At 35.1% G+C, this 15,915-nt stretch carries 16 protein-coding genes and 1 tRNA gene; 2 read left to right on the top strand and 15 right to left on the bottom strand.

The genetic code is table 11. From position 1 onward, the window contains the following. Positions 1–250: 250 nt before the first annotated feature. The 10 genes from DFR57_RS09955 to DFR57_RS09910 all read right to left on the bottom strand — a co-directional run bounded on the left by DFR57_RS09955 (position 251) and on the right by DFR57_RS09910 (position 9,690). The gene (locus DFR57_RS09955) at positions 251–1,642 is read right to left on the bottom strand and encodes an ABC transporter substrate-binding protein (RefSeq protein WP_114353002.1); all 1,392 of its coding nucleotides are present in this window, start codon (positions 1,640–1,642) and stop codon (positions 251–253) included. A gap of 111 nt (positions 1,643–1,753) precedes the next feature. Continuing rightward, complete coding sequence (locus DFR57_RS09950; protein WP_114353001.1) at positions 1,754–2,572, bottom strand: carbohydrate ABC transporter permease; 819 nt, start codon at positions 2,570–2,572, stop codon at positions 1,754–1,756. Further along, on the bottom strand, positions 2,569–3,507 hold the full coding sequence (locus tag DFR57_RS09945; protein ID WP_114353000.1) for a carbohydrate ABC transporter permease: 939 nt from the start codon (positions 3,505–3,507) through the stop codon (positions 2,569–2,571). The genes DFR57_RS09950 and DFR57_RS09945 overlap by 4 nt, the downstream gene beginning before the upstream one ends. After that, positions 3,504–4,616 (bottom strand): ABC transporter ATP-binding protein, encoded by a 1,113-nt coding sequence (locus tag DFR57_RS09940; RefSeq protein ID WP_114352999.1) that lies wholly within the window; start codon positions 4,614–4,616, stop codon positions 3,504–3,506. Before DFR57_RS09940 ends, DFR57_RS09945 begins: the two co-directional genes overlap by 4 nt. Positions 4,617–5,147: 531 nt before the next feature. Continuing rightward, a complete protein-coding gene (locus tag DFR57_RS09935) occupies positions 5,148–6,296 on the bottom strand; it encodes a DUF2264 domain-containing protein (RefSeq protein ID WP_114352998.1) in 1,149 nt (382 codons plus the stop codon). Positions 6,297–6,471: 175 nt separating this feature from the next. Then, on the bottom strand, positions 6,472–6,681 hold the full coding sequence (locus tag DFR57_RS09930; RefSeq protein WP_114352997.1) for a hypothetical protein: 210 nt from the start codon (positions 6,679–6,681) through the stop codon (positions 6,472–6,474). 294 nt (positions 6,682–6,975) lie between these two features. Beyond that, entirely contained in the window at positions 6,976–8,103 is a 1,128-nt protein-coding gene (locus tag DFR57_RS09925) for a YeeE/YedE family protein (RefSeq protein WP_114352996.1), read from the bottom strand. Positions 8,104–8,122: 19 nt separating this feature from the next. Then, entirely contained in the window at positions 8,123–8,383 is a 261-nt protein-coding gene (locus tag DFR57_RS09920; RefSeq protein ID WP_114352995.1) for a sulfurtransferase TusA family protein, read from the bottom strand. 14 nt (positions 8,384–8,397) lie between these two features. After that, the gene (locus DFR57_RS09915; RefSeq protein ID WP_114352994.1) at positions 8,398–8,757 is read right to left on the bottom strand and encodes a rhodanese-like domain-containing protein; all 360 of its coding nucleotides are present in this window, start codon (positions 8,755–8,757) and stop codon (positions 8,398–8,400) included. Positions 8,758–8,766: 9 nt separating this feature from the next. After that, positions 8,767–9,690, bottom strand: coding sequence for a sulfurtransferase (locus tag DFR57_RS09910; protein WP_170132958.1), 924 nt, complete (start codon positions 9,688–9,690; stop codon positions 8,767–8,769). A gap of 107 nt (positions 9,691–9,797) precedes the next feature. Between DFR57_RS09910 and DFR57_RS09905 the strand changes: the two genes are divergently transcribed. Together DFR57_RS09905 and DFR57_RS09900 are read left to right on the top strand one after the other, a co-directional pair. Next, positions 9,798–10,820 (top strand): YncE family protein, encoded by a 1,023-nt coding sequence (locus tag DFR57_RS09905; RefSeq protein WP_114352992.1) that lies wholly within the window; start codon positions 9,798–9,800, stop codon positions 10,818–10,820. A 306-nt stretch (positions 10,821–11,126) separates the two neighbouring features. Further along, entirely contained in the window at positions 11,127–11,933 is an 807-nt protein-coding gene (locus DFR57_RS09900; protein WP_114352991.1) for a VLRF1 family aeRF1-type release factor, read from the top strand. Between the two features lie 71 nt (positions 11,934–12,004). On the opposite strand, the gene DFR57_RS09895 is transcribed toward DFR57_RS09900, so the two are convergent. From DFR57_RS09895 to DFR57_RS18575, 5 genes are all read right to left on the bottom strand, one after another. Beyond that, positions 12,005–12,880 carry a GGDEF domain-containing protein gene (locus tag DFR57_RS09895; RefSeq protein ID WP_114352990.1) on the bottom strand — a complete coding sequence of 292 codons (876 nt, stop codon included), beginning with the start codon at positions 12,878–12,880 and terminating at the stop codon, positions 12,005–12,007. Positions 12,881–13,000: 120 nt separating this feature from the next. Continuing rightward, entirely contained in the window at positions 13,001–14,080 is a 1,080-nt protein-coding gene (locus tag DFR57_RS09890; RefSeq protein ID WP_114352989.1) for a PQQ-dependent sugar dehydrogenase, read from the bottom strand. A 306-nt stretch (positions 14,081–14,386) separates the two neighbouring features. Then, a tRNA-Val gene (locus tag DFR57_RS09885) sits at positions 14,387–14,459 on the bottom strand. 550 nt (positions 14,460–15,009) lie between these two features. Continuing rightward, the gene (locus DFR57_RS09880) at positions 15,010–15,432 is read right to left on the bottom strand and encodes a hypothetical protein (protein ID WP_114352988.1); all 423 of its coding nucleotides are present in this window, start codon (positions 15,430–15,432) and stop codon (positions 15,010–15,012) included. Positions 15,433–15,502: 70 nt separating this feature from the next. Next, positions 15,503–15,631 (bottom strand): hypothetical protein, encoded by a 129-nt coding sequence (locus DFR57_RS18575; RefSeq protein ID WP_281270481.1) that lies wholly within the window; start codon positions 15,629–15,631, stop codon positions 15,503–15,505. Positions 15,632–15,915: the final 284 nt, after the last annotated feature.

The following is a 15,915-nucleotide window of genomic DNA, read 5'->3' as shown; positions in this document are numbered from 1 at the left end:
CCTCAAGTTCTATTAGTCGTTATATTCTTTTTATCATCCATAGTGGCAATACCCAAAATGTAATACTTTCATCTAAGTTTATTTCTCATTAATTTAATTTTAACCAATATGTAAAAAATACCACCAGTGAATCGAAAAATCCACTGATGGTGTTATGTGTCCGTGGCCTTTGAATAAATCGGTCATTTATCTACCTTCACAAATCAGCACTTCCTGTTAATACAGATCATTTAAGTTAATCCTTGTTTTATTATTCTCCGCGGGCTTTATTTGCTTTTTCAATAGAGGCGTTTAATTGATCAATTGCAGTTTGATAAGACTCATCTACGTCTCCACCATTATAGACGGTTTCTAAAGCAGTCTCTATAATACGACGCCCTTCTGGAATCATATCCATAATTGCACCTTGAGTGGCAATTGATGATTTAGTAGATTGCAATTGTTCTACTGTAACTTTTAATTGTGGCATTTTTTCATAAGCATCTTGAACTACTTGTTCCTCATACGCTTTAGGGTTAATAGCAAAATATCCAGTTCCAACATGCCATTCTGCTTGAACTTCAGGTGTTTGTAAATACTTCATGAATTCCCATGCAGCTTTTTGCTTTTCTTCTGGTGCACCATTCATCATCCATAGACTTGCACCACCAATAACTACACCCTCGCGCTCAGTAGATTCTGGATATGGAATGAAAGCAACTCCAACTTCAAATGGTGCATTGTCAATCACATCCCTACTACTTGATGAAGATTGCATAAACATGGCCACATCTTCTGCTAAGAAGCCAGAAATCATGTTATCTCCATTTGTACCATAATTCGCAAAAGTGTCATCCTTAATCATATTATCTACCCATTTAAAGATGGATTTTCCTTGTTCGTCTGTAAAACCAATTTCAGTCGGAGTTTCAGATCGACCATTATCATTATTCATCAAATGTGCTCCCTGATTTGCTAATAACTGTTCAAATAACCAACCATAGGCTTGCAGGGCAAAGCCTTTCATTTCTGGATCAGATTCTACGATTGCTTTACTTGCTTCTTCAATTTCCTCATAAGTAGCAGGTGCCTTTTCAGGATCTAATCCTGCCGCTTCAAAGGCATCTTTATTATAATACATCACTGGTGTAGAAGAATTAAAAGGCATCGAATAAAACTGATCATCAATGTTGTAGTAATTAATAATATTCTCTTCTAAACCTGACATATCATATCCGTCGTCGTCGATAAATGTTTGTATAGGCTCAATATGGCCACTATGTATCATCGACATTGTCCCAATTTCGAAAACCTGCATCATAGTAGGAGCACTATCTGTTCCAGCTACACTATGGAATTTTGTTAAAGCTTCATCATAAGTACCTTGGTATTCTGCGTTTACTTGAATTTTATCTTGAGAAGTATTATAGTTATCTACAATTTTTTCCAGAGCTTCTTGTCCAGCTCCACCCATAGAATGCCAAAAAGTAATTTCTGTGGATTCTGAAGCGGCTTCTTCCTCTGCTTCTTCCTCTGCTGGTTCGTTTGTGCTGCTTTCTTCCGTTTCAGTGGTCTCTTCCGTTTCATTTGCATCCGCATCGTTACAAGCTGTTAAAACAATCGCAAATAGAAGCATTAATACCAACCATAAAGTTTTCTTCATACATTCCACACTCCTCAAATTTTTTACATAGTTACTATTGGTCCAGTAGCGCTGATTGTGAATAGGTAGTTATAAATATACCGATTTATTCAAAGGCCACAAAAGCTCTATTTATTTTAATGCACCTTCAGCAAGGCCTTGCTGTAATTTCTTCTGACCTAGAAATAACAATACTAGCGTTGGCAGTACAACAATGATTGCTCCTGCCATTATGATCCCCCATTCGTTCAGTTGTTCTTGTGTTTGCAGTTGTCTTAGTCCAATTTGAACCGTCCTAACTTCATCATTTGTGGTAGCTAAAAGCGGCCACAGGTACATGTTCCATGCCGATAAAAAACCATACACGCCAAGCGTTATTAAGCTGGTCTTGGCCACTGGAAGCACAACAGTAAAATAAAACTTTAAATCTCCAATTCCTGCAATTTCACTAGCTTCCTTCAATTCTTTTGGAATTTGCTTGAAATTCTGTCGTAACAAAAAGGTTCCAAAGGCCATTGCAAAAAATGGAATAGACAATCCCTGGTAGCTATCAATCCAGCCTAAATCACGAATCGTTTGAAAGTTTGGAATGATAGATGCTTCAAAAGGAACCATCATCGTCGCAATAAAAACAAAGAATAACGCGTCCCTCCCTTTAAAATTCAAGAAAACAAAGGCATAGGCTGCTAAACTAGCTAAAATTAGCTGCCCAAACATGATTAGAAAAGATACAATAAAACTATTAATCAAGTAATGAAGTAACGGTGATCGATCAAAAACTTGAATATAATTATCTAAGGTAAGAGAAGTTGGTATGATTTTACCTGTTAATATGTCTTGGCTAGACATAAAACTCATCAGAAATGCGATAATGGCAGGTGCAAAGATTAGAACTGCTGAAATAGTTAAAAGGATATAAAAGATAATCTTTTTTGATAGGGATAGTCTCATTGGTAATGCACCTTCCTCTCGCCTAGTTTAAATTGAATGAAAGTAAGGACTAAAATAATCAAGAACAGTATAATTGCTTGAGCACTAGCTGTTCCAAACTGATAATTCATAAAGGCTTCCTGGTAAATGGAGTATACAATTAGATTGGTTTCATTTTGCGGCCCTCCACGAGTCAGCATATCAACCTGTCCAAATGTTTGAAAAGCGTTTATAAAAGTAACGGTTATCACAAAAAACAACGTTGGGGACAGCATTGGTAGTGTAATTCTACGTAGCTTGTAAAAGTAACCTGCTCCATCGATGTCTGCACTCTCATACAGATAAGAATCAATCGATTGTAATCCGCCTAAAAGAATTAAAAAGGTAAAACCAATATTCATCCAGATAGTAGAGAGGGAAACAGAAAATAATGCCCAGTTGGGATCTGTTAACCAACCTATAGGTTCCAATCCGATAGTGCCAATTAGTTGATTTAACCAACCCATTGTTGGATGAAATAAAAACATCCAAAAAACAGAAGCGGCAGCTACTGAAATTCCCATTGTAGAAGAAAAAATTGTCCGGTAAATCCCGATACCTTTTAATTTTTCATTAGCAATCACTGCCAAAAATAAACTGATGATGATCGCACCTGGAACCGTATATAATACAAATAAAAAAGTAGACACAATACTTTTTTGGAAAATAGGTGAAGCAAAAATACTCGAAAAGTTATCAAACCCAACAAAAACAGTTGGGACTCCGCCGTTATCAGTCAAAAAAAAGCTTAGATAAATCGTACGAATCATCGGATAAAACAAAAATACACTAAACAAAAGTATGGACGGCATCAAAAACATAATACCTTTGATAAAGTTTAAAATACGTTGTTTCTTCTTCACTCGAATGAAATCAATCGATGTAACTGATTCTTGTTCAAGACTTACCTCACTCATATAGCAACCACCTCTTGATTAGTCGGCGTGGAAGCGGCCTTTATTAATTCACCCGTCTCACTATCAAAAAAGCTCATGTTTTTCATGGATATATTTACAGGTACTTTATTTCCAACACTTACTTGCCACTGACCTAACCATTTTGCCGTCCATAATTCTTTTCCAATCTCGAACGTCAATAACGTCTCATTCCCAAGCTGTTCGACATTTACCACTTCAAGTAAATGTGTTGTTTCTTCAGCTTCACCTCTAAAAATGTGTTCTGCTCTCATACCTACTGTTAATCCTTTATTTTTCGTAATTTTTAATAATTCGGTTAAATCTAGTGGGATCTTAAGTTCATTCTCTATCACTAAATGATGATCTTCTATTTTTGCCTGCCCCATATTCATCTTTGGTGAACCTATGAATGAAGCTACAAATAAATTAGCTGGTTCATTGTATAACGTTATTGGGTCTCCAACTTGCTGAATTTTCCCTTCATTGAGTACCATAATTCTGTCACCCATTGTCATCGCTTCTACCTGGTCATGCGTGACGTATACCATAGTTAACCCTAGCCTTTTTTGCAGGCGTCTAATTTCCATTCGCATGTGTGCTCGCAATTTAGCATCCAAGTTGGATAGAGGCTCATCCATCAAACATAGTGGGCACTCACTGACTACAGATCGTGCTAAAGCAACCCTTTGACGTTGGCCACCAGATAATTGTTTAGGTTTTCTTTTTAAAAGGGAGCCAAGGCCCATCATGTCAGCAGTTTCATGCAATCGTTTTTGTTGTTCCTTTTTTGCTACCTTTTTGGCATGTAAGCCAAATAGAATATTTTGTTCAACTGAAAGATGAGGATATAAAGCATAATTTTGAAAAACCATGGAAAGATCTCTGTCTTTTGGAGGTAAATGATTGACCACCTTCTCATTAATTTTTAATACCCCTGAGGTGATATCCTCAAGTCCAGCGATCATTCGTAATAATGTACTTTTACCAGATCCAGATGGACCTACGAGAACGAAAAATTCACCTTCATCAATGGAAAGATTAATTTCATTCAGCACTTCTGTTTGTTTTTCATAGGATTTAGATAGATTGATTAATTCTACTTGCTTCATGTATCTGCTCCCTCCTTATACTTTCTAAAAACATTTAAACATATCAAAATGCTAAATTACCGTTTTTTACCAAGTTTATACAAATACTTAAAAATAGCTTCATATAATTTAAATTCAATTCATCAAATTAATAAATTAATACTCTATATTTGGCTCAAAAACCTTATCTTAATAGTTTTTTAATTGATAAGGAGTGGAAAGGTGTAAGTTTACATTTCTGCTTAAAAGACAAAAAAAAGAGTGAATATGTATTTCTTTATTCTTTTTTTACATATAAATTGGATTTAAAAAACTGTTTGAAGGAATTGGCGAATAAAATTATGAGAAGAAATTTGTAAGAGAGAAAAGGAAAGTTAATTGATAGTATCTAGCAAGATCAACAATTTATTTTATATTAATTAAAAACTCAGAGACTTTACCAAACATATCTTAAGTACCTCTAATAGAATAGAAGCTATCCATTAAACACTTTATTCCTTGGACAAAAAAATAACAGCTGACATTAACTTTAACTGTCAGCTGTTTTTATACTTATTCAGGCATTGCACTATCAATATTAAACTCTTCTCCAGCCCACGCCTTCTTACTAGTCCAAGCTTGTTCTTGTTCTTGCCAAAACTTTGCCTCACTAGATAGACCTAAAGGAAGAAATAACGTGGTGCATAAATATAGGCTCCCCGTCGAGATGTACCCTTCCCCAATAGAAGGTTGATGTCCGTTAAAACCAATCGTTAACCATCCTTTTTCATCAAAAGTACCCGGCATTTCTATCGTTCTTTTTAATACAGCACTTAACGCACTTCTCACTTGTCCTGGAAGTAATTCTGATGGAAGTTTTTCTAAATAGACTTGATTCGATAAGTGGTGAAAAGCACCAAAACGATAAGCTAAAGAGCGACCAATTGGAGGGTACGTTCCCTCAGGAGATATCAGACGTTCTTGCACGGCCGCATATCGCTTTGCTCTTTCCTCAACCTTTTTTTCCATTTCGATCCACTTAGCGTCCTCCTTACCAACTAGCTCAAGCAAATCTACTAACATCGGAAAAATCACAAAACTATTATAATAATCATGATGAAAATGCACACCATCACTATATATACCATCACCTAAGTACCACTGCTCTAATTGATTAAAGGCATAATCTATTCGCATCGCGTCCCAATCTTTTTCACCGATTTTATATAAAAACCCTTCAATGATAGCCGAAAATAACAGCCAATTGGAAAAATGAGGTTTTCTCGATCGAGTCGCTTTAAACCTTGTAACAACATTCTCTTTTACTCGATCATCTAACTTTTCCCAAAGCTCATTTGGTGCTCGCAATAATCCTTGGGCAAAAAAAGCAGTATCAACAATAGGTTGATGTCCTTCATGAAAATTCATATAATCAGCTGAGCTTGGATTTGTAGCATGATCAATACATTTTCTAATACGAGTTGCATATGTAATCCTAAGCTTTTCTTCCTTTTCATCTGTTTTTTTGTGTTCTAACCATGGGGCTATCCCTGCCAATAATCGACCAAATGCTTCTAAATGGGTATATTTTGCTCGATCATCACTATTGTTAGCTTCAACTGGCATCAATATTTTTAATTCTTCTTTTTCAAGTGCTTCGATTACGGGATCTGCAATACGCAACAAACACTTCAGCCAAAATTTTCTAACCGTATTTTCCATCTTTTTCACCTTCTAATTTTCATTATAGTTAATTTTAACGAGCTTACACATGAAATAAAACCACATTTTTTACACATTATAGCATGTATTTTACTCAATAAGGACAGGATGGGAATTATAGAAAAACACCGAATTCTATTCTAATAGAAATCGATGCCGGAAATTCGCTATTTGATTATCTGGATTCTTTTGGTGGTTGACACACGTCACATTTACGCTGATTTTTATTTTTGAATTTTGTAAATGTTTTTTCGAAATTATTACCACATGAACATTTAAAAAGTAATTTTTGAGAAAAACCATGGTACTCTTTCGTAAGCAATGTGCTATCTGAATTTTCCGTCACAAATTTTTCAATCTTATCGATCGTCCATCGTTTATTCATTCTTAACACCTCCAAATTTCATCAATAGGCGGAGGCTTTTCTAGCGTCCGTTTGAATATGAAAAGTCATAATCATCCTAAGCTATTGATTATATCATGAGCTAGCATTCATGCAAATAAATTGTTAAAAGAACTAGGATAAAGTTTCTGTATAAATCGGTATCCTAATCAATAACTACAATCCATAAAAGTTGTTTTAACTTTTACTATCTTAATCAAAGGCTAAGATACCATTTTTCCTTTAATATAAAAAATGCTCTGCATCTCAATCTAGATACAGAGCATTTTTAACCTGTTATGATCCACTATCGTCAAAATCCATCTTTTGAAAAAGTAGTAGTGGCATTTTAAATATATAAGCTGTTGCGATAAAAACCCCAACTGCCATTCCTATGACAACTATCAGACTACTAATGGAAAGACCACCTATACCTGGTATAACGTTCGCTATATTACAACCAGGAGCCATTCGTGATGAAATCCCCATTAGTAAACCTCCACCTACTGCGTATGGCATTCTAGCAAGTTTAGGTTTTCTAATTCTGAAGCTCTTACTAAGAATTGCAGATACAAACGCTCCAACAATCATAAAGATGACTAATGTTTCTTCTGGCCCTAACCCAATAGTTGGAAAGTCAGCGAACATTCCATTTAAATAGGTATTCTGATAAACAAAATCATCTCCAAATACAAAGGATAACAGCACACCTGCAATACGCGTTTCAGGGCCAGTTATACTAATGGAAGACATCACTACGAATTGAATGGTTGCTATAATACCAAGGAGTACAGCAACGAAGCGAATATCCCAATGACTTTTTGTAAAGGGATTGCCTTTAAAATCCTGTAATGAATCCTTCGCACCTTGCCAAACACCACTCCAACCAAACTGTCTAAAAGCAATGAATAGCATTAGCGCAACAATAACCAATGGAATTAATAGAAACGGCAAATTCAATTGAAATAATGTAAAGCCACCTTCTGCTAATTGAAGAGGTTCCATTACATAATCTGAAGCCCACGGATCATAGACAAGTGCAAACAATAGATTTCCTATCATCATACTAGCGATAACAATCCAAAATTGGATATATCCCATTCCAGCACGATATAACGCCCCAGAAGCACAGCTTCCAGCGATTGTCATACCAATACCAAATAAAACACCACCAATTAAATTAGAAAAACCAATAGGCATTGACCAAACTTCACCGACAGTGGCTAATCCTAGTGTTAATACAATTCCCCAGCCAATCATGGCAGTAGCAATTAATACAAGAACTCCCTTACCAATTCGACTATCTCGGACACTTATCCAGTCACGCAAAGAGGCAGTGAAACAAAAGTCTGCTTTTTGCAACAGGAAGCCATAAAGAAAGCCGAATATACCGGCCAAAATAAACATATCCAAGATAAAAAACATGGTATCTATTCCTCTCTATTTATAGCTTCTTCAAGAATATTTTGTATTCTCCTTTTTCCGAAACAATGCCTAATACTTCTGCGATTTTATTCATCTTAACAGCAGCAGGAATGGTTTTCGTAGCGATCGAATGGTCGGTTATTTCCACCACAATTTCACCTGGCTTTGCTTTCTTTAATGCTTTTAATGCGATATTTAAAGTGTGGGGGCAAACTTCACCGATACCATCAACTGTGTGATCTGCTTCTAATGTTGCAAGCTCTTCATTACTTAGTGCCATTTTAAAATCCTCCCTTAGTAAATATCCTTTACATTTTTAATAATGTTTTCTTCACCTTCATTTACGGTTTCATCCCAAGCGAGCATACCACCATCATAATTCTTCACGTTTTCAATTCCATTCATTTTAAAAAACTTTGATGTTTCATGACTTCGTCTACCGCTTCTACATACTAAAACATGCGTACGGTCCTTCTCAAAGTCATCCACTACCTCTGTAATCTCACTCATAGGGATTAAAGGAATACCAGGGATATGCCCCTCTACATATTCTTCATATTCACGAATATCAATAACTGTAGTAGTTGGGTCCTGTAAAGCTTCCTTTAATTCATTCACATCTATTTGTGTTACTCCTTCTTTTTCAAATGCCATTTTTATCACCTAATTCTCAATTTTTGTATCACTAACATTTCCATATTCTGCCCATGAGCCTTCATACGGTTTAACAGAATCATAGCCTAATAGGCGAAGAGTGAAATACGTATGCGCTCCACGTACATTCGTTTGGCAATAAGGGATTACTGTTTTGTCTTTCGTTACTCCCTTATCTTCATACATTTCTGCTAGTGCCTCTGCTGATTTGAATTTTGAAACACCATCTTCATCAGTAATTGCATCGCTCCATTCGATATGAACAGCATCTGGAACGTGTCCGCCTCTTTCAGCACGAACTTCTTCACCTGTATACTCTTCTTCTGAGCGGGTATCTAACACAACAATATTTTCATCGTCAATGGATGCTTGTAAAGTATTTAAATCACATACTTTTTCTTCATTTGCGGTTGCAACAAAGTCCCCAGTTTGTGCTTCATTCGTTTCTGTTGATACGTCTTCTCCATCATTTAACCATGCAGTGAATCCTCCATTATAGATTTTCACATTTTCATGACCGTAGTATTCAAGCGCATAGAATAAACGAGCAGCACTCAAGCTTGAGCCGTCATCATAAATGACAATGGTATCTTCTTGATTTACCCCAATACCTTGCATTTTTTCTGCGAAGGTATCAGCGTCTACTAAAATACCATCGTATTCTGCTGCTTCATCTGACAATTCCCCTGTAGAAAAAGGTATAGCTTCAGGTAGATGGCCACCTTCATATCCTTCTCTTCTTGTATCGATAAAGGTAACTGCATCATCTTCAACATGATTTGCTACCCATTCTGTATCAACTAACAGTTCACTATTTTCATAACTTGATTCGTCAGTATTTGAGCCATTCGATGAACTTGATTCACTTTGACCACAAGCTACTAAAAGAATGGATAAAATGATTGCTATAAATAATAAAGCTTTTCTTTTCACCTTTACTTCCTCCCCCATATATATTATAGTTTTACTGTTCCCAATAATACATTCATTCCGATAAGAATACAAGGGATTAAAATTTGGTATATTTCAAGGGGGAAATCATGCTTTCAAATAAAAGAATTACTTTATTTTTATCCATATTGTTGATAATACTTACAGGCTGTGCCATGATCTCAGAAGAAGAAGCAGCAATGCGTGAAGAAGCAGGCCAGTTAACCAATGTTCAGTTTTATGTACCAAGTGAAGAAGATGATTCGATTTCTATTATTGATATTCCATCTAGTGAAACTGTTGGTTCTATTAATACTGGTGAAAAGCCAACTAATATCGTCTTTGATAGCACGATGCGAAATGCTTATGTAGCAAATCAAGATAGTTCTACAATCGGAATTATTGATACCCAATCATTAGAGCAAATAAATGAAATTGAAGTTGGTCCGCTTCCGCATGGATTGGCTTTATCAACTGACAACCAATATTTATACGTTTCAACAGTTGGCGATCAATTTGTCGACGTCATCAATACAAACGAAGAAGAAGTTGTGGAAAAAATTGATTTAGGGAATCAAGCAAAATCTAATTATTTGATATTAGGTAATGAAAAGTTATTTGTCACCGATCATGAGAATGCAAAAGTGTATGTCATTGATACCTCGAATAACGAAGTAATAGAAACGATCGATACAGGAAATGTCCCACGTGTTGTTAGAGTAAATGAAGAAGCATCAAAAATTTATGTAGCATCAAGTGGATCCAATCAAATAGAAATATATGATGCAAATAGTTATGCAAAGTTGGATGTAATTGAGATGAATGGTGATGCTACAGACGTTATCATAAGCGAAGACGAAAGTACCGCAGTAGTTTCTGAATTAGAGAGTAATCAAGTAGAAGTGGTTGATCTTGCTACAAATGAAATTATTGCAACAATAGACAAGCTTACTGGTGCCAAACATTTATCTTTTAACAGAAAAGAATCAAGAGCATATGTAACTTTAAGTGGAACAAACGAAGTTGCGGTAATTAACATGGAAACCGAAAAAATTGAAGAAAAGATTCAAGTTGGGGATACACCACACGGAATCGAAATTAAAGCTATGCCAGGCATTGGTGGTAGCTGTTAAATTATTAAACCAGTTTGCGTTTTTAAGCAATCTGGTTTTTTCTTTGGAATGATTAAAATGTTCTTCATAATTCTCAGTGGCTATAGTCAATACCCTACACAAAATCGAAGTTATTTATTAATACTGTACTGAACTCTTTTTATCATAAAACGTGTAGTTATTTATAATAGCGTTATTACTGGCGGTTTGAAAATTTAAATAATAGTTATAAAAAGAAAAAGAAAGAATCATGTTTTAGTGCTTCTTATTTCGGTTACATACCTAGTAAGAGAGATTAATTTCTAATAAAGGAGTAGATACAACTTTATGGATATGAATAAAGAAATTAAAAAACTAGAAAGTGTTTATTTAGAAAAACCTCAACGTGTTTTTAGCATGTATTTAAATACCGATCCATCTGATCCAGAACAACAAGGTGGAGAATGGAAAATCCAGTTTAAAAATGGGATGAATAATTTTGAAAAATATCTTCAAGAAGATGGAGATTCAGATGAAAAGCGGAATTTTTGGGCAGTGAAAGAAAAGGTTGAAAATTATGTACGAGAGAATGAACAGAATTTTGCTAAAAGTTTAGTTATTTTTGCAACGGCAGATGATTCCGTATGGTTTGCTGAACGATTTCAAATGCCAGTAAAAACTGAATTCCAATGGGATGATACAGCTAAAGTTTCTCAACTGAAAGAAATGCATCAAAAATTCCCACAAACAGGCATTATTTTAACACAAAAAGAAACGATTAAAATCTTAGATACTGAGCTTGGAACCTTAAAGGAGACAAGTTTTTATGAATTAGATTTAGATACAGAAGATTGGAGACAGCATACTGGACCACATCGAGCGCAAGCAACAGTTGGCTCTGGTGGTAAAAGTACCCAGCAAGAAGAATTTCAAGCACGATTTGATGCAAATCGTCATCGTTGGTATAAAAGTATTGCATCTAAATTGGATAAAGTAGCAAAGAAAAATGAATGGGAGCGTATTTATATTATTGGCGATAAGGAAGAGGCAAAAGATCTTCGTGCCAATATGAATAAAGAAGTAACTGACATCGTTAATAAAAATATGCTAGATCATGAAGAAATGAAAGTAATAAATGAAGTCATTGCTGTTTAACCATTTTATAAAAATTAAAAGCCATTACCCTATCTAGATTATGATAGGGTAATGGCTTTTTTGTTGCTGATTTATATTTTCTCAAAAATTTCAACTCTATCTCTTCCATTACTTTTAGCACGATAAAGTGCACGATCGGCCCTTTGCATCAATTCAGATGGTGAACAATCACTTGACTCAAAGATAGTTGCAACACCCAAGCTTAAAGTTATATATGGCTTTGTATTGGAATAGAGATGTTCATAATTTAATTCCATCATTCCCGTTATAATTTGCTTCGCTATATTCTCAGCCTCAATTTGATCCGTCTTAGGTAAAATAACGACAAATTCTTCCCCACCATACCGGGCGATAAAATCTTCTTTACGTAATAAAGATTGTACTGTATCCGCGACTACCTTTAAGCATTCGTCCCCTTCTATATGACCGTAGTTGTCATTAAATGCTTTAAATTCATCTATATCCATCATGATTAATGAAAGTGGCGTTACTTCCTTTGAAATTTTCTTATGCTCTTCCTCCAAAACGGTATTAAATTTTCTCCGATTTGGAATTAATGTTAACCCATCTACATTCGCAAATTTACGTTGTATTTCTAATTCTTTTCGGTGATTTGTAAGCTGAATTGTGTCTTCTCTCATTTTTTGAAATAGTATGCCAAGTAATCCTCCAAAAACTATAAAGAATAACAATCGAATAATCCAATATAATGTCGTTTGATTAATATTTGATTCTACTTCTAAATACATCAGGGGTCCTGATAATATTCCCGCTGCAAAACCTACTAGTATTCCTCCGCGTTTACTAAAATACCATGCACCTAATATAATTGGAAAATAAAATAGATGAACTGGTACAGTATGTGGTCTTAGCGATAAGACAATTAACCAGATTAGCAGAAGCGAAACTACTAATAATATTAATTGAATCCCCTTCTTTTTATTCATTTAAAAACCCCTTATTACAAAGACTTGGAAAATTTCGATATACTTTCATATGCATAAAGCAAACCTAAAATTGCTGTTATCATTTTATACTCCTTATATGCGCCTAGCTCATACTTTTCCTTATGGTAGTCGCATTCTATAAAGCTTATCATCATTACCTTCAGGGGAACCGCGTCCATCTGTAGCATTACTAATAAAATAGAGTGATGTGTCATCAATTAGCACATCTCGTATTCTACCAAAATCTGACACTACTTCCCTTTGCTCCCCTGTTTCAAGATTAAATTCTAGGATAGCTGTTCCTCTTAGACCAGCAACATATAACTTTCTATTAACAAAATCCATTCCAGATGGTGCCCAAGTGGTTTCATTTCCAGAAGTAAATAATGGTGAGATCATATCTGCGTTTTCTTCCTGTCCTTCAATTACTGGCCATCCATAATTTTTACCAGCTTCTATTTTATTTATCTCATCATTGGCACTGTTGCCGTGCTCACTACTATATAAGGTTTCATCAGATGACCAAGTAATTCCTTGTGGATTCCGATGACCATAACTAAAGACAGGCGAATCTTCAAAGGGATTATCACTTGGAATAGAACCATCTAGATTCATTCTTAAGATTTTACCACCACGAGAATTTATATCTTGAGCAATCTCCGCTTCAGATGCATCTCCTGTTGTCGCATATAGTTTTTCATCAGGCCCTATCGCTAACCTCCCACCATGATGATACGTACCACTTGGGATATCATCAAGCAGTAATTCGTTTTCTTGCCAGGTGTTTTCGTTCAGACGCAGCGTAACAATACGATTAGATTGTTGATTATTTTCTTCATAAGTATAGTAAGCAAAAGCTTTTTTCGATTCCGTAAAATCAGGCGCGAGAACAAATCCTAGTAATCCAGCCTCAGATGCTGTAGAAACCTTCTTTTTAAGTTGAACCTCTTGCCGCTCCATATTTCCATCTTCAATCATCACAATGTTACCAGGTCTTTCTGTTAGATAAAATGTATTATCAAGTTTATCGATTGACCAAGGGACCTCTAAATTCTCTGCAATTACTTCTACTTCTTCATCTGGCTGCACATCAATAGTATTTTCATCTTCCGATTCCAAATTTTGATCCTCTTCAGTCGAACAACCTGTAAAGATTAAAAGTAATATAACAAATAATATAATTATTTGTTTAACTCTCATCACCCCACTATATTAATTGATTCGTTATTTAAACTTATGAAATTTTTGTTCTTTTATCAGAAAACTCAGTTTCTTATATCAAAAACCATTCTACCTTAACTAGAACAGATGGTGCAACAAAGTCAGTATTTAATAAGTAATTTTTTCTTCGAATTTTCAGGAAAGATATTAACCTTCTTACTCAAGTGTAATGAATTTACTACAGATAATAATGAAAATTTAACTTTACTTCCATCAAAGGATTTTGAATAAAAAAAGATCCCAAATCTCATAAGAGATTAAGGATCTTTGGGGTTTGGCACCCAGTGACTCCGATTGGGCTCGAACCAACGACCTCTTGCCTGTCAAGCAAGCGCTCTCCCAGCTGAGCTACGGAATCAAAAAACAAAAATTTGACGTCAAACGTTATCATATCGAGGTTAGTCATAAGTAAAATCACTCGGAAATTCACACGTTTATTTTCGAATTATATCAATAATACCGGCTTCCTGCAAGACTTATAGTTAAGTAAACGTATTATTAACGGAATAAAAATGAAAAGGAAACGAATTTAATGCGACAAATAAAATTTACATTAAATGAACATAGAAAATTATTAGCATATACACAAAAGGAGTCTACGAAATTATGGACAGCTGCGGTTAAATAATTCGGCAACAACAAGTATGACTGGATTCGATTAGCTCACTTACTAACCGTAATGGAAACATTAGAGATAACGGACTGTAACAAAATACTTTCTATAGAAAAAGAATAGATTTCATCCCAAGACTTCACCTGAAATTTTTCGTATAGTCATCTCCACTACAATTCCTTGACCATTGGGGAAGGTTTGCTGATTTTTTCGGTTCAGTTGACGAACTATAATCTTTAACTAAAAGCGAAGAAAGAAAAAAGAAGACGCAATAATTCACGTCTTCTAATACTAATTATAATCCTTCTAATGCGGATTTATATTCGTTGTAATCTTCTTCTGGTAAAGCTCCATTAATCTGTACAAGTACATTCTTATGCTTCATTGTCCAAGAGAATAGCATATCTGCTTCTTCACTCATACTATCATAATATTCTTTCATTTCGTCAAGATCAGATTCATTTTTGTATGTTAATATGCGTCCTCCGTTATCATCTCCTAAGGATGTAATTAAAAACCGAGTACCTTCTTCGGCTTTCATAGGACCCAACCCGTAATCATCCTCAGTCATCTCCCGAGTCTCCCCTATATCTAATCCCGCTTCCGTAAAAGCTTCTACAACCTCCTCGCTTGTTAATCTATTTTCTTCAGAGAATCCACAACCAATAAGTGTTACAGAGATTAAAGAGATGATAATTATTAAAACATATTTTTTCACAGTTAAATTTTCCTCCTTAATTATGATAATTTAAGCATACATTATTTATATTATTTCCAACAATTATTTATCAATATTTTCCAGGATTAAATTCCCCTGTTTCCTTTATCATCATTTCATCCTGCTTTTTTTCCTCACCGTTGGCAGTTATATGCTTTCGTTGACGTTGTTCAGACGGATGGGTTGCTATTTCGTACAATGCCTTTAAACCCAAAGGCACGTCGTCATTTTCTCGTTAAGTTGATTCGCAACTTTCATTAGTTTTTTCGAAATTCTATCCGCAACCATATCGTTGACTTTCGAAATTCGCAACACAACATTCTATAACGGCAAGCGAGTTATAAAACTTGTGTTAAATTCTCGATTAGACTCAATCAGTCTTTTAACTAATCTCATAGTCACTGTTGGAAAGGGTAGCGTTCTGGACTTACGAGTCTTTATGTTTTTCGATTGAATCTTTACAACATTACCTTTAAAATCAAC

The organism is Saliterribacillus persicus, from assembly GCF_003337485.1.
GTDB lineage: Bacteria > Bacillota > Bacilli > Bacillales > Amphibacillaceae > Saliterribacillus > Saliterribacillus persicus.
This window is presented reverse-complemented; position numbering and strand designations above follow the sequence as displayed.